The 14928-nt window shown below is 71.8% G+C and carries 12 protein-coding genes and 1 pseudogene; 5 read left to right on the forward strand and 8 right to left on the reverse strand.

Going from position 1 to position 14928, the window contains the following annotated elements:
• Nucleotides 1–2: 2 nt before the first annotated feature.
• The 3 genes from ACWDGI_RS05945 to ACWDGI_RS05955 all read left to right on the forward strand — a co-directional run bounded on the left by ACWDGI_RS05945 (nucleotide 3) and on the right by ACWDGI_RS05955 (nucleotide 4742).
• The gene (locus tag ACWDGI_RS05945; RefSeq protein WP_450755765.1) at nucleotides 3–1385 is read left to right on the forward strand and encodes a PP2C family serine/threonine-protein phosphatase; all 1383 of its coding nucleotides are present in this window, start codon (nucleotides 3–5) and stop codon (nucleotides 1383–1385) included.
• Nucleotides 1386–1524: 139 nt separating this feature from the next.
• Nucleotides 1525–2865, forward strand: a complete 1341-nt coding sequence (locus ACWDGI_RS05950; protein ID WP_450755767.1) for a vWA domain-containing protein — start codon at nucleotides 1525–1527, stop codon at nucleotides 2863–2865.
• A gap of 86 nt (nucleotides 2866–2951) precedes the next feature.
• Entirely contained in the window at nucleotides 2952–4742 is a 1791-nt protein-coding gene (locus ACWDGI_RS05955; RefSeq protein ID WP_450755769.1) for an FHA domain-containing protein, read from the forward strand.
• Between the two features lie 208 nt (nucleotides 4743–4950).
• Here ACWDGI_RS05955 and ACWDGI_RS05960 read toward each other — a convergent pair whose 3' ends face one another.
• On the reverse strand, nucleotides 4951–5934 hold the full coding sequence (locus tag ACWDGI_RS05960) for a methyltransferase domain-containing protein (protein ID WP_450755771.1): 984 nt from the start codon (nucleotides 5932–5934) through the stop codon (nucleotides 4951–4953).
• A gap of 79 nt (nucleotides 5935–6013) precedes the next feature.
• Between ACWDGI_RS05960 and ACWDGI_RS05965 the strand changes: the two genes are divergently transcribed.
• Complete coding sequence (locus ACWDGI_RS05965; protein WP_351735218.1) at nucleotides 6014–6418, forward strand: globin; 405 nt, start codon at nucleotides 6014–6016, stop codon at nucleotides 6416–6418.
• A 59-nt stretch (nucleotides 6419–6477) separates the two neighbouring features.
• On the opposite strand, the gene ACWDGI_RS05970 is transcribed toward ACWDGI_RS05965, so the two are convergent.
• From ACWDGI_RS05970 to ACWDGI_RS05985, 4 genes and pseudogenes are all read right to left on the reverse strand, one after another.
• Nucleotides 6478–7146, reverse strand: a complete 669-nt coding sequence (locus ACWDGI_RS05970; RefSeq protein ID WP_450755773.1) for a hypothetical protein — start codon at nucleotides 7144–7146, stop codon at nucleotides 6478–6480.
• On the reverse strand, nucleotides 7143–7553 hold the full coding sequence (locus ACWDGI_RS05975; protein ID WP_450755775.1) for an acyl-CoA thioesterase: 411 nt from the start codon (nucleotides 7551–7553) through the stop codon (nucleotides 7143–7145). Before ACWDGI_RS05975 ends, ACWDGI_RS05970 begins: the two co-directional genes overlap by 4 nt.
• A 6-nt stretch (nucleotides 7554–7559) precedes the next feature.
• On the reverse strand, nucleotides 7560–9224 hold the full coding sequence (gene ettA / locus ACWDGI_RS05980) for an energy-dependent translational throttle protein EttA (protein ID WP_450755777.1): 1665 nt from the start codon (nucleotides 9222–9224) through the stop codon (nucleotides 7560–7562).
• A 294-nt stretch (nucleotides 9225–9518) separates the two neighbouring features.
• A pseudogene (locus ACWDGI_RS05985) lies at nucleotides 9519–9602 on the reverse strand (GntR family transcriptional regulator); the annotation flags it as partial.
• A gap of 144 nt (nucleotides 9603–9746) precedes the next feature.
• Here ACWDGI_RS05985 and pepN point away from each other — a divergent pair.
• Nucleotides 9747–12179 (forward strand): aminopeptidase N, encoded by a 2433-nt coding sequence (pepN, locus tag ACWDGI_RS05990; RefSeq protein WP_450755779.1) that lies wholly within the window; start codon nucleotides 9747–9749, stop codon nucleotides 12177–12179.
• 101 nt (nucleotides 12180–12280) lie between these two features.
• Here pepN and ACWDGI_RS05995 read toward each other — a convergent pair whose 3' ends face one another.
• The 3 genes from ACWDGI_RS05995 to ACWDGI_RS06005 form a co-directional block, all read right to left on the reverse strand.
• Nucleotides 12281–12754, reverse strand: coding sequence for a hypothetical protein (locus tag ACWDGI_RS05995; protein ID WP_450755781.1), 474 nt, complete (start codon nucleotides 12752–12754; stop codon nucleotides 12281–12283).
• 115 nt (nucleotides 12755–12869) lie between these two features.
• Complete coding sequence (locus ACWDGI_RS06000; protein WP_450755783.1) at nucleotides 12870–13229, reverse strand: hypothetical protein; 360 nt, start codon at nucleotides 13227–13229, stop codon at nucleotides 12870–12872.
• A 36-nt stretch (nucleotides 13230–13265) separates the two neighbouring features.
• Entirely contained in the window at nucleotides 13266–14648 is a 1383-nt protein-coding gene (locus ACWDGI_RS06005; protein ID WP_450755785.1) for a Cys-Gln thioester bond-forming surface protein, read from the reverse strand.
• Nucleotides 14649–14928: the final 280 nt, after the last annotated feature.

A 14928-nucleotide genomic window follows, 5' to 3' on the forward strand; every position in this document is an offset into this window, starting at 1 on the left:
TGATGTCGCAGATGCCCCAGCAGGCCGCACCGGCGAAGTGCCCGAGCTGCGCGGAGCCGCTCGAATCGGGTGACCTGTTCTGCGGTGCGTGCGGGTACGACCTGTCGGCCGTGCCCGCCGCGCCGCAGGACCACCCGACCCTCACCATGGGCGCCTCCGGCGTGGCCTGGCCACCGCCCGAGCCGGACAGCTCCGGGCCACCGTCGGCCGCGCATCTGCCGACGGACCTGCCCGGCACGGACTCGGGCGGCAAGCCGCTGCCGGGTTCGCCGCCGCACGGCTCGCCGGGTTCGCCGGGTTCGCCGCCGCACGGTTCGCCGGTCTCGCCGGCCTCCGGGGTGCGGTTCGACCGGCCGCCGGAGCCCGACGAGGACTACGCGCTGCAGGCGCCGGACCCGCGGGTGGCCGCCTCCGCCACGGAGAACCCCGAGACCACCGAGAGCGCCGAGAGCGCCGAGACCACGGAGCTGCCGAAGGTGTGCGTGGCCTGCCGGGCGGGCCGGGTCGACGACGACGGCTACTGCGAGAACTGCGGGCACGCCCAGCCGCGCGAGCGCGACCACATGGAGCAGGAGGTGGGCCCGGTGGCCGCCGTCAGCGACCGCGGGCTGCGCCACCACCGCAACGAGGACGCGTTCACCGTCGGCCGCACCGCGCTGCCCGACGGCACCCCGGCGCTGCTCGCGGTGGTCTGCGACGGCGTCTCCTCGGCGACCCGCCCCGACGAGGCCTCGCTGGCCGCCTCCCGGGCCGCGAGCGAGGCGCTGCTGGCCGCGCTGCCGCAGGGCACGCATCCGCAGGCGGCGATGCACGAGGCGATCGTCGTCGCCTCCCAGGCCGTCAACGCCCTCGCCGAGGAGCCGCCGACGGCCCGTGAGCACAGCCCGCACCAGAACGCCCCGGCGTGCACGATCGTCGCCTCGATCGTCACCGCGGGCCTGCTGGTGGTCGGCTGGGTCGGCGACAGCCGCGCCTACTGGGTGCCGGTGGACCGCGGCGCACCGCCGGCCCGGCTCACCGAGGACGACTCCTGGGCGGCCCAGATGGTGGCAGCGGGGCTGATGAGCGAGGCCGAGGCGTACGCCGACGAACGGGCCCACGCGATCACCGGCTGGCTCGGCGCGGACGCCTACGAACTGGAGCCGCACACCGCTTCCTTCAAGCCGGACCGGCCTGGTGTGGTGGTGGTGTGCACGGACGGCCTGTGGAACTACGCGGAGTCGGCCGAGGAGATGTGCGAGGTCGTCCCCGCCGACGCGGCCCTGCGGCCGCTGCACGCGGCCCGGGTCCTGGTCGGCCACGCCCTGGACGGCGGGGGCCACGACAACGTAACAGTGGCGCTGCTCCCGTTCCCGGCGCTGCCGCAGGGGGCAGGATCCGCCTGAGGCCGCGCAAAACGGCCGTAAACGGAGGGTCAGGAGCGGGGCACGGGGCAGCACAGGGGAACACCGGCGGACCGGAGGGGACCGGTCCGCACACCGTCAGCACCCACCACGCGTGGGGTGGAGGGGGACCAGAGCAGTCATGGCCAATTTCTCGAAGTCGAACGTGCCGCAGTTCTCGGTGGACGTCTACCAGAACGAGTACCTGCCGGACGGCGGCCGCGAGGTCAACGCGATCGTCACGGTGACGTCGACCGGCGGCGGCACCGTCGGGAGCGTGGCCGGGACGTCGTACGCGCCCGGGCAGGCGCCGGCCGCCGGGGTGGCGATCATGGTCGACTGCTCGGGCTCGATGGACTACCCGCCGACCAAGATGCGCAACGCCCGGGACGCCACGGCGGCCGCGATCGACACCCTGCGCGACGGCACCCACTTCGCCGTGATCGGCGGCACGCACGTCGCCAAGGAGGTCTACCCGGGCGGCGGCCGGCTCGCGGTGGCCGACCGCACCACCCGGGACCAGGCCAAGCAGGCGCTGCGCAGGCTGAGCGCGGGCGGCGGTACGGCGATCGGGACCTGGCTGCGGCTGGCCGACCGGCTGCTGTCCTCGGCGGACGTCGCGATCCGGCACGGCATCCTGCTCACCGACGGCCGCAACGAGCACGAGTCGCCGGAGGACCTCAGGGCCGCCCTGGACTCCTGCGCCGGTCGGTTCACCTGTGACGCCCGCGGCGTGGGCACCGACTGGGAAGTGAAAGAAGTCACAGGGATAGCCTCCTCGCTCCTCGGCACCGCCGACATCGTCGCCGACCCCACGGGTCTGGCCGCCGACTTCACGCAGATGATGGAGACGGCGATGGGCAAGGAGGTCGCGGACGTCGCGCTGCGGCTGTGGACCCCGGTCGGCACGACCATCAAGTTCGTCAAGCAAGTGGCGCCCACGGTCGAGGAGTTGACCGGCCGCCGCACCGAGGCCGGGCCGCGTGCCGGGGACTATCCGACCGGCTCCTGGGGCGACGAGTCCCGGGACTACCACGTCTGCGTGGAGGTCCCCACGGCCGGCCTCGGCCAGGAGATGCTCGCCGCCCGGGTGTCGTTGGTGGTCCCGCAGTCCGACGGCAGCGTCCAGAACCTGGGCGCGCAGGGTCTGGTCAGGGCGGTGTGGACGGACGACATGGTCGCCTCGACCTCCATCAACCCCCAAGTCGCCCACTACACCGGCCAGGCCGAACTGGCACAAGCCATCCAACAAGGGCTTGATCTCCGCAAAGCGGGCGATATGGATGGAGCAACGGCCAAACTGGGCCGGGCCGTTCAACTCGCCAGCGCCTCCGGGAACGCGGATACTGCGAAACTGCTTGCGAAGGTGGTGGACGTGGTCGATGCCGCGACAGGTACTGTGCGATTGAAAGCGAAGGTTGCGGAGGCCGACGAGATGACTCTCGAAACACGGTCCACAAAGACTGTTCGTGTAAAGAAGTGACCTAGCAGCACACGGTGACCCGGCGGCACACGCAGGACACCCAGAGACAGGCTCAGGACGAACCTGACAGAGAGGGAACCACCGACATGCCGACCTGCCCGAACGGACACCAGTCGGGTTCCGACGACTGGTGCGAGGTGTGCGGTCACCGCATGGCCGGTGCCGTGCCCCCGCCGCCTCCGCCCCCGCCGACCGCCGGCGGCTACGGTTTCCCGCCGCCCGCGCCCGGCGCCCCGGCCGGCGGTCCCGCCGGTGGCCGGCACCTGTCGGCCGTGCCGAACGCCCGCGAGCCGGAGCTGTGCCCGCAGTGCCGTACGCCCCGGGAGGGGGGTGCGCCGTTCTGCGAGGAGTGCCGCTGGAACTTCCTGACCAACACGGCCACCTCGTACACCCCGGCCGCCCCGCGCCCGCCCGCGGGCGGCGGCCCGGCCGCGCCGACCTTCCGGCCGCCCACCCCGCCGTCGTACGGCGGGAACACCGACTCGTACGAGTACCAGGGCTCGCGGCCCTCCCAGATGAACCGTCCGGCCGAGCCGATCCCCTCCTTCGGCAGCGAGCCCTCGGGCCCGACGCCGTTCGCGAACGAGCGCGGCGGCGGCCCGTCGGGTCCGCCGGCCCCTCCAGCCTTCGGCGGCGACCGCGGCCAGTCCGGACCGCCCGCCTTCGGCAACGACCGCGGCCAGTCCGGGCCCCCGGCGTTCGGCGGCGACCGCGACCCCGCCGCCCCGCCCGCTCCCCCGGCCTTCGGCAACGACCGGAGCCCTTCCGGCCCGCCCGCCTTCGGCGGCGACCGCGGCCAGTCCGGGCCTTCCGGGTTCGGTGGCGAACGCGGGCAGTCCGGACCTCCGGCGTTCGGTGGCGAGCGCGGGCAGTCCGGGCCTCCGGCGTTCGGTGGCGAGCGTGGCCAGTCCGGGCCTCCGCGCGGTCAGTCCGGCCCGCCCGCCTTCGGTGGCGAGCGCGGCCAGTCCGGGCCTTCGGGGTTCGGTGGTGAGCAGGGGCAGTCCGGGCCGCCGCCCTTCGGTGGTGAGCGTGGTGCCTCGGCTCCGCCCCCGTCGTTCGGTGCCGCTCCGGGCCAGAACCCCGGCGGCCCGTCCGCCTTCGGCAGCGCCCCCGGCGCCGGCCCGGCCTCCGGGCCGTTCACCCGCGACCCCTCCGGCGGCCCGGCCGCCGGTCCCTTCGGTGGCGGGGACCCGTCCCGGCCGCCGGTTCCGCCGCCGCCCGGCGGTGGCGCCCCCGGGGCCTTCCAGCAGTCGGCTCCGCCCGCGCCGCCCGGCTTCCCGCAGGAGACCGGCAGGCCCCCGGCCGGCGGCTCGTCCTTCGGCGGCGCCGACGACGACTGGGTGATCTCCCCGCCGGCGGCCGGCCCCGGCGCGCCCCCCGCCCCCGCCCAGGGCGCCCGTCCCGGTGGCTACGGCTACCCGCAGCCCGGCGCCCCGGCCGGTCCCGGCTTCCCGCAGGCCCCCCAGGGCCCGGCGACCTGGACGGCGACGATCGGCCCGGACCGCGACTACTTCATGGCGATGATGCAGCGCTCGGGCCCGGAGGCGGCCGGCCTCAACCTGCCCGCGTACTCCCCCGAGCAGCAGCGCACGCTCGCCGGCAACCAGGTGACCATCGGCCGCCGCCGGCACTCCACCGGTGACACCCCCGACATCGACCTGTCGGTGCCGCCGGAGGACCCGGGCGTCTCGCACCAGCACGCGGTCCTGGTCCAGCAGCCGGACGGCAGCTGGGCGGTCGTCGACCAGAACTCGACGAACGGCACGACGGTGAACGGCGGCGAGGAGCCGATCCAGCCGTTCGTCCCGGTGCCGTTGCAGGACGGGGACCGGGTGCACGTAGGCGCCTGGACGACGATCACCGTCCGACGGGGCTGAGCCCTGGCGCCCCGTCAGGGGCGCCAGGCGGTATCGATCTGCGGCTGCCGCCGCGCGGGCGCAATCCCCGTCTGTGCCTCTCGCCGCGCGCGGGCGCGCGCTACCCCGTCTGCGCCTCTCGCCGCGCGCGGGCGCGCGCAACCCCCGTCCGCGGCTGCCGCCGCGCGAGCGCGCGCAACCCGGGCCGGCCCGCGGCCGAGAACAGCGCTCAGACCGGGAGAGGCCAGACCCACCGCCCCTCCCGGTCGTCCAGCCACACCCACTCCCCGTCTTCCGCCACCGTGACCCCGTACCGCTCCCGCCCGGGCATCCCCGCCCGTTCCCACACCTCGTGGGCCTCCCGAGGGCTGAGCACCCCCTGGGTCAGCTCCATCAGGAACTGGAACAGCTCGTCCTCGAGGGCCCGGGACGGCACCCCGCTCACATCCCCCGCGCCGGCCCGCTCCACCCCGCGCAGCGGCACGAAGAACGCCGCCGACGGCAGGAACCGGCCCTCGGCGCGCCCCTCGCCCCGTACGGTCAGCGCCAGCAGTCCGGTGGCGACCGGCGCGAGAATCCGCGCGCCCGGCGCGCTCTGCGCGACCCACGCCCGCGGCACACTCGGCAGCGCGCAGGTCGCGATGATCCGGTCGAACGGCGCCCGCTCGGGCACCCCCCGCGCCCCGTCCCCGGTGACGACGGCCGGCCGATGCCCGGCCGCGGCCAGATGCAGCCGCGCCGACTCGGTGATCTCCGGATCGACGTCCACCGTGGTGACGAGATCGTCGTCGCCGAGCCGATGGGCCAGCAGCGCCGCGTTGTACCCGGTCCCGGCGCCGATCTCCAGCACCCGGTCGCCGTCGGCCACCCGCAGCTCGACCAGCATCCGCGCCATCAGCGAGGGCTGGCTGCTGGAGGACAGCAGCTCGCCGTCGCGCAGCCGGGTGGCCAGCGGAACGTCCTCGTAGGCACCCCGCACCCAGCGTTCCCGGGCCCCGGGATCGGCGCTCTCGCCCCACCGGCGCTCATAACCGCCCGCCCCGGCGACGTAGTAGTACGGCACGAACAGATGCCGGGGCACGGCCTCGAAGGCCTCCCGCCACACCGGTTCCGCCGCCCAGACCCCCTCGGCGTCGATCTCCCGCACCAGCTCGGCCCGTGCCACCGCGGCCAGCCCCTCGATGTCCGGGATCTCCGCGTCGTGGGCGCCCATGCGTCCACCCTAGAGCCCCGCCTCCGTCGCGGGTCCTAAGCCTCAGGTCCTCGGTCACCGCGTCTGAGACCATGTAGGGGTGAGAGAGATTCGGCGCGGCACGCTTCAGGAGAAGACCTTCTACGAGCAGGTCGGCGGGGAGGAGACCTTCCGGCGGCTGGTGCACCGTTTCTACGAGGGCGTCGCCGGGGACCCGCTCCTCAAGCCGATGTACCCGGAGGAGGACCTGGGTCCGGCCGAGGAGCGGCTCACGCTGTTCCTCATCCAGTACTGGGGCGGCCCCACGACGTACAGCGACAACCGCGGTCACCCCCGGCTGCGGATGCGGCACGCCCCGTTCACCGTGGACCGGGCGGCGCACGACGCCTGGCTGCGGCACATGCGGGTGGCCGTGGACGAGCTGGGCCTCTCCGAGGAGCACCGGGAGACCCTCTGGAACTACCTCACCTACGCGGCCGCCTCGATGGTGAACACCCCGGACTGACCCCCGACGGGCCGCGGGCGCCGGCTCAGCGGACGCCGCGACCGGCCGCGGGTGCCGGCTCAGCGGACGCTGACGTCCAGCGCCCCGAGTCCCGCCCGCCGTACGGCGATCGACCCGAACGGCGTGCGCAGCCGCAGCCACGCCCCCGCGGAGAGCAGTACGGCCTCGTCGGCCGGGCGCAGGAAGCGCAGCGACTGGGCAGCGTGCACGGCCCGTACCGGAAGGCGGGTGCCGCCCACGGTCCGGGACCAGATGTCCCGCCCGATCCGGTCGAGTTCGGCCCGGGTACGGCCCTCCGGCGCCAACTCCGCCGTACGGGACCGGAATTCACCCACCGCGGCCGCCACCGTGGCCTGCAGTGCCCGCGGCGCGGGCAGTCCCGGCTCGGGCAGCCAGCCACCGCGTGGCGGCAGCACGCCCGCCCACGGCGGCCCGGTGACCGCCCCCGGCACTCCGGCCGTGGCGGCCTGCTCGTCCACCGACTCCAGCAACTCCCCCGCGGAGACGGTCACATCGAGCGTGACGTCGAGACCCCGCTCGTACGGCTTGGCGAGCCGCACCGCGCGGATCGCCAGTACCTCGAAGGACGGCGGCCGCCCGAAGACGGCCAGCGCGGTGCCGGCCGCCTGGAGGCGTACCGCGGCCGAACGGTCGTAGTGGAGCAGCCGGGAGAGGAAGGCCGCGAGATCCGCCGTCTCCCCGTCGTCGGCGAGGTGGAGCACCGTCATGCGGCGACGGCCTCCTCCTTGTCGTCCCGGTACTCCTCCAGGAAGTCCCGTTCGTCGGCGGTGATCCGGCGCGGCCGGCCCGTCTCGAAGTCGAAGGGCACGACCACCGTGGAGGCCCGTACGTAGACCAGGTCGTCGTCCTTCACCTCGTAGGTGATGGTGAAGGACGCGGCCCGGATCTCGGTGATCCACAGCTCGATGTCCACCGGGTGGTGCCGGTGGACGAGCTGCCGTTTGTAGTCGATCTCGTGGCGGGCCACCACCGACCCCTGCTTGAAATCCTTTTCCGGCCGGAACAGGAAGTCGATACGGGCTTCCTCCAGGTAGCGGATGAAGACCGCGTTGTTGACATGGCCGTAGGCGTCCATGTCGGACCAGCGCAGGGGGCAGCGGTAGTGATGACGCAAGTCGGATCAGCCCCGGGTCAGCTTCTTGTAGGTGGCGCGGTGCGGACGGGCGGCGTCCGGTCCGAGCCGCTCGATCTTGTTCTTCTCGTACGACTCGAAGTTGCCCTCGAACCAGAACCACTTGGACTCGCCCTCGTAGGCGAGGATGTGGGTCGCGACCCGGTCCAGGAACCAGCGGTCGTGGGAGACGACCACGGCGCACCCGGGGAACTCCAGCAGGGCGTTCTCGAGGCTGCTGAGGGTCTCCACGTCGAGGTCGTTGGTCGGCTCGTCGAGGAGCAGCAGGTTGCCGCCCTGCTTCAGGGTGAGCGCGAGGTTGAGACGGTTGCGCTCACCGCCGGAGAGGACACCGGTCGGCTTCTGCTGGTCCGGGCCCTTGAACCCGAACGCGGACACGTACGCCCGGCTCGGCATCTCGACCTGGCCGACGTTGATGTAGTCGAGCCCGTCGGACACGACCTCCCACAGCGTCTTCTTCGGGTCGAGGTTGGAGCGGCCCTGGTCGACGTAGGAGATCTTGACGGTCTCGCCGACCTTGATGTCACCGGAGTCCGGCGTCTCCAGGCCCTGGATCATCTTGAAGAGGGTGGTCTTGCCGGCGCCGTTCGGGCCGATCACGCCGACGATGCCGTTGCGCGGCAGGGTGAAGCTCAGCCCGTCGACCAGGACCTTCTCACCGAAGGCCTTGTTGAGCTTGTCGACCTCCACGACCACGCTGCCCAGCCGCGGGCCCGGCGGGATCTGGATCTCCTCGAAGTCCAGCTTCCGCATCTTGTCGGCCTCGGCCGCCATCTCCTCGTACCGAGCGAGACGGGCCTTGGACTTGGCCTGGCGCCCCTTGGCGTTGGAGCGCACCCACTCCAGCTCCTCCTTGAGGCGCTTCTGCCGCTTGGCGTCCTTCTGGCCCTCGACCTTGAGACGGGTGGCCTTGGTCTCCAGGTAGGTGGAGTAGTTGCCCTCGTAGGGGTAGGCACGGCCGCGGTCGAGCTCGAGAATCCACTCGGCGACGTTGTCCAGGAAGTACCGGTCGTGGGTGATCGCGACCACGGTCCCCGCGTACTTGGCGAGGTGCTGCTCCAGCCAGTTCACCGACTCGGCGTCGAGGTGGTTGGTGGGCTCGTCGAGGAGCAGCAGGTCGGGGGCCTCCAGCAGCAGCTTGCAGAGCGCGACGCGGCGCTTCTCTCCTCCGGAGAGGGTGGTGACGGGCCAGTCGCCGGGCGGGCACCCGAGCGCGTCCATGGCCTGCTCCAGCTGGGCGTCGAGGTCCCAGGCGTTGGCGTGGTCCAGCTCCTCCTGGAGCTTGCCCATCTCGTCGAGCAGGGCGTCCGAGTAGTCGGTCGCCATCTGCTCGGCGATCTCGTTGAACCGGTCGAGCTTGCCCTTGATCTCGGCGACACCCTCCTGGACGTTCTCCAGGACGGTCTTGTCCTCGGTGAGGGTGGGCTCCTGCATCAGGATGCCGACGCTGTAACCGGGCGAGAGGAAGGCGTCGCCGTTCGACGGCTGCTCCAGCCCCGCCATGATCTTCAGCACGGTCGACTTACCGGCGCCGTTCGGACCGACGACGCCGATCTTCGCCCCCGGCAGGAAGCTCAGGGTGACGTCGTCGAGGATCACCTTGTCGCCGTGCGCTTTGCGCGCCTTGCGCATGGTGTAAATGAACTCAGCCAAGAGAAACCGTCCGGCAGCTTGAATCTGGCAGTGGGCAGATACACCCCATCTTGCCTGACGTCCAGCCTCGGGTGTTAACCCGTTTGGTTGGGGGGCTGTGACCTGGGGTTTCACTCTCGGCATCGCTAGCGCACCTGTCGCCGCCGGTCGTCAACGATCGACCTCGGGCACCCTCGCACGGTCCAGGGAGGGGCTCGCATCGGGCATTCCATGAGTGGGGGCCGGACCGGATGCCGAGCATCGGGCATCCGGCATCGATTGGCGGGCTCGCCGCCGGCTGCCGAACGCCGGCCAGCGGTTGATCGGGATCTCGTACGCGATCTCGCGGTGAGCCGGGGGCACCACGATGTCCGCCGTCTCCACCGGCCGCCCCTGGTCGCCGCAGCCCTCATCCGTGCGGCCGGCTCGGACTCGTGCTCGTTCGGCAGTGGGGGGCGTACGGACTGGGTACATCGGTCGTCGCGGGCCTCTTGCTGCTGAGCGGGGGGCGCGGCGAATGAACGAATCTCCGAAGGGAAAGCGATGAGCGGCGGGAGTCTGAGCCGAACCGAGGCGGAGGGGCGCGCGGGGCTGCTGGCGGTCGAGCGGTATGACGTTGCCGTCGACCTGACGGATCTGATGGCCGGCTCGCGGGTCCGGTGCGAATCGACGATCACCTTTACGTGTCACCGGCCCGGGGCCGAGACCTTTGTCGATTGTGCGGCGGCGGTGGAGAGCGCGACGCTCAACGGGGTCGTGCTGCGGCCGGCTGGTGAGGGCCGGATCGCGCTGACCGATCTCGCCGAGCGCAACGTCCTCACGGTGGTCTCGGTGACGGAGTGCTCGGCCGATGGCCGGGGCGTGTACAAGGCGGTCGATCCCGCCGACGGCGAGACGTATGTCTACACCGACTTCAGTCCCGACCACGCCCGGTACGTCTTGGCCTGCTTCGATCAGCCGGACCTCAAGGCGCCGTGGGCGTTCACCGTGACCGCTCCTGCCGACTGGCGGGTATTGAGCAACAGCGGTGACCCGCGGATCGAATACCTCGGCTCCCTGCGACGCTGGACCTTCCCGCCGACGCCGCCGCTGGCGACGTACAACACCGTGATCAACGCGGGCCCGTACTACGAATTGCGTCGTCGCGGAGCAGGTCATGATCTCGGCCTCTTCGCCCGACAGTCGCTGGCCTCCGTCCTGGACCGGGACGCCGACGAGCTGTTCACCCTGACCACCCAGGGGCTCGAGTTCTTCGCCGACAAGTTCGGCATGCCGTTTCCGCAGCACAAGTACGACCAGGTCTTCACGCCCGAGTTCCCCGGCGCGATGGAGAACTTCGGCTGCGTCACCTGGATGGACTGGTTCCTGCGCAGGAGCACGCCGACCAGAGCGGAGTGGGACATCTTCTCGCGGTACCTGTTGCACGAGCTCGCGCACATGTGGTTCGGCAACATCGTCACGATGCGCTGGTGGGATGACCTGTGGCTGAACGAGGCGTTCGCGGAGTTCGCGAGCAATTGGGCGGCGGTGAGCGCGACGTCGTACACCGATGCCTGGACGGCACATCTGGCCGGCGAGAAACTCAAAGCCTATTTCATGGACCAGGGACCGACGACGCACCCGATCCGCCAGCAGGTCCGCGACGTCTCCGAGGCCGAAGCGACTTTCGACGCCATCACCTACTCCAAGGGCGCTTCCGTACTGCACCAGCTGATGACGTACGTCGGCGAGGCGAACTTCTCCGCGGGTCTCACCAGCTACTTCGCCACGCATGCCTGGGGCAACACCACACTGAAGGACCTGATCGACGCGGTCGCCGACGCCAGCGGACGTGACCTGGACCAGTGGCGCGCGGGATGGCTGGAGACAGCGGGCACCGACCGGCTCACTCTCGACCACGACAGAGACGGGTTCGCCCTGGTCGCTCATGGTTCGGGTGGCCGGCCGCGCCCGCAGGTGCTTGCCGTCGGCGCCTACGAGCGTTCAGGGGACCACCTTCAGCGGATGGCACTCGTCGAGGTCGAGGTGGCGGGCGAACGGACCCGGCTCGGCCTGCCGGCAGGAGCCGACCTGTATCTGGTCAACGACGAAGACCTGACCTTCGCCTCGACGAGACCTGACGCCACGACCAGAGACGCGCTCTTCGGCAACGCCGCCCGCCTGCCCACTGCGACCGCGCGGGGTGTCGCCGTCACCACGGCCTGGGACATGCTGATCAACGGCGAGGCGACAGCCGCCGAAGCCGTGCGGTGCCTGACCGGAGTGCTGGCTGTCGAGACCTCCGCGTCGGTGATCGAGCCGTATCTCAACCTGGCTGTCGAGGCCGCAGATCTGTGGAGCCCGAAGTCGGAGCGGGACGCATTGCTGCGAGCAGTGGCCGCGGCGTGCCGCGGTCTCTCCGGCGTCGGTGCCTACCGCAAAGCGGCGTTGCGCGGCTTCGCTCGCACCGCGGCGGAACCGGAGGAGGTGGCCTGGCTCCAGATCGAGGCCGGGGAGGACATCGATCTCCAGTGGCGGGCGCTGGTTCGCAAGGCTCAGTTCGGAAGCCCGACCGCCACCGAGGCACAGGCTCTGCTCGACCGCGACCCGGACCCCGACGCATGGATCAGCAGGCTCCAGGTCCGCGCTGCGACCCCGGACGCGGCAGAGAAGAACGCGGTGTGGCAGACGCTGGTGACGGACCGCGCGGTGCCTCTCGCTTCGGTCCACTCGGTTGCGGCGGTGTTCTGGAGCGCCGGTCAGGACGACTTGCTGAGGCCCCACGCGGAGGCTTACCTCGATCTCGTACCGACCATCCACCGCAGGGGAACCATGCCGGCGACGACTTACACCAAAACTCTCTTCCCGGTCTTCGGTATCGACCTGACCTACCTGGAGCGAGCGGAAGAGCTGGCGGCGCAGGCTGTCCCGGTCGTCCGCACGAACCTCCTGGACCGGGCCGACCGGATGCGCCGCATACTGCGCTCCCGCGGCTGAAGGCCTGCGCCGCGGATGCTTCTCCGGACGCCCACCCGCGGGTAACTCGCACGCCGGATCGGCAGCAGTGGCGCGCGGCGTTGCTGACGATGCGGTGTACCTCAGCGGAGTGTGGCCACGGCTCCGTGTCGGTCGGAAGGCAGGAGGTCGACGGCGAGGTGGAAGCACAGCTCGGCGCTCAGTGCGAACAGGGCCATCAGCAGTGAGTTGAGGGTCTTGCCGTTGGCGAGAAAGCTCCCACCGAATGCGGCCGCGCCGATGACCAGGAGGGCCCCGAGCACGGTCCAGAACGCGACCGCGCGGCGGCGGAGCAGCACGGCGCGCGCTGCCGTGACGATCGACAGCAGGACGAGCGTGAGGCCGAGCGCCGTGTGCACGGCGAGGGCGAAGGTGCCGTGCCCGACCGCCCAGGTGAAGCTCTCGTAGGTCCTGATGCGATGGGGCTCCGCCGGAGATCCCCGGTGGTGAACCGGAAAGAGGCCGTAGAGATTGATGACCAAGCCGACCCCCGCCTGCACAAGCACCAGGAAGCCGGTGGCGAGCAGGAGGCGGCGGACGGCACGGGAAGCGGCCATGGGAAGACCATACACAGAGTAGTCGGCGGATGCGGACAGTGACGATCCGGCGTCCGCCGCACTGCCGGCGCCGTCGACCGGGGCGAGCCGCGGCGGCCGGCCCGTTGGGACCGCGTCAGCGGAGGCCGGGAGAAGGCTTGTGGAGTGTTCGGTGGAGCAGGAGGGCGGTTGCCGCCGCCGTGCCCACGACTCCGGCCGCGCGGAGGGCGTGGGAGGAGCGCCAGGAGAGGACCGACCAGCGGGACTGGGCCGACAGGAGGGATCCCGTGCTCAGCCATGAGCCTGCCGAGACCACGGACAGCGCCGAGCCGATCGAGCCGACGGAGAGGGCGCTGCCGATCGAGCCGACGGACAGGGCCGAGCCGACCGACCCGATGGACAGGACGGATCCCACCGAGCCGATCGAGAGGACCGAGTCCTGCGACCACAGCGACAGCACCGAGTCGGAGGAGGTGGCGCGGGGTGACTTGGTCATGGGGTCATACTGCCCTGCGGGGCCCCTCCGCGGGGGTCAGTCGCCCGTCGGGTTCTCGCGGCGGCGGAGGATCACCAGGACCGCGCCGCCGATCACCACCAGGCCGATGGCGACGCCCGTGATCACGCCGGTCGCCGAGTCGCCGCCGGTGGCGGCGAGGTTGACGTCGGAGGCGGTGCCGCCGACCGACGCGGGGCTGGGCTCGCTGAGGGTCTGGGTGGTGAGCCCGCTCTCGACGGCCTGGGTCCTGCAGTCGAAGACGCCGGTGAAGCGCCGTTCGAGGCTGTTGGCACCGGTGATCGTGAAGTCGTAGACCTGGTCCTCCTGGAGCGGGATGGTCACCGTCCGCGAGGTGTTCGCGGGGATGGTGTGCTCGGTGCCCATCAGCTCGAAGGTGAACGGCTGGTCGCCGGTGTTGGCCGCGGTGATGTCCACGCCGCCCGCGGCGCAGTTCTTCTCGGCCGACAGTGCCGGTATCGCGCCCTGCTCGGCCCAGGTCGCGTTCGCGGTCGCGGCGACCGTGGACTCGCTGGAGCCGGCCAGGATCTGCGTCTGGCTGCGGCTCTCGGAGGTGAAGGCGCGGCCGACCGGGACGGTGGTCGACGCCTGGACGGTGAGTTCGGCGGACGCGTCCGTGGCGTCGTCGGGGACCTTGAAGTAGAGCTCGCTGCCGTTCCGCGCCGTGGTGACCGGCTGTCCGCTCTTGTCGGTGATCCGTACGCCGGTCAGGGCCGCGTCGGCGGGCGGGATCACGGTGACGGTGCGCGCGTTGGTGTGGACCTCGACCGGGCCCAGCAGGCCGCCCGGCCGACCGGAGACGGCGGGCGGGTCCAGGGTCAGCGAGGCCTGCGGTTCCGACTGGCCGCGGGCGCTCTTCTCCAGGTAGTCGGCGAGCTTCTCGGCCTGCGGGTCGACGGCGTCGACGTCCGCGCCGTCGGAGTAGCGCCAGATCGCCACCTGGGTGCCGGCCGCCGCGTCCTGCTCGGTGAGGGTGCCGGCGCCGGCCTTGCGGGCGAGCGCGGCGAGATCGTTGACCTGCGGGTAGGAGTTCTGCAGGATCCAGCGGATCTTTCCGGCGTTCTTGTTGGCGCCCAGCGAGGTGCCGCTCCAGGCCGTCTCGTGGTACTTGGCGTCCCGCTGGGTGGGGTTGTGGAGGTCGACGCAGTACGTCTGGAGCATGCCGCCGCCGTCCACGGACATCTCGAACAGGCCCGCGGCCACCTGCTCGTCGCCGCTGTCGCCGTGCACGACGGCCTCGCCGTAGGTCTTCAGGCCGCCTATGGTCGCCGTCGCCCCGCTCTGGCTCTGGCCGGTCCCGTCGTCGGCCGCGGCCCGGCCGGCGCCGGTCAGCACGGCGGCTGCCGCCAGCCCGGCCGCCAGTGCCGCGGCGGCGAGGCGGGACACGCCTCTCGCGGACACGGGCGTACCGGAGTGCCTGGCTGGCGCGCCGGGCGCCGAGGGACCAGAGAACGCAGTGAGCACAGAATTCCCCTTCGAGCAGGACCCCTTGAACGTGGGGGGTGGTCCCACCAGCAGAATCAGCGACCCCAGGGGCCACGCCCGGCATCCTATGGATCAGCCGGACCGCCCATTCCCGGTGAGATGGTCGGATGAGCGATCCGATCCGTAATCGTTATCGCGGAGCCCCGAACGAACAGCGCATGTCGACAAATCCACCTGCCCGTCACGGCGGGCACTT

It is taken from the genome of Streptomyces sp. NPDC001220, assembly GCF_053597895.1.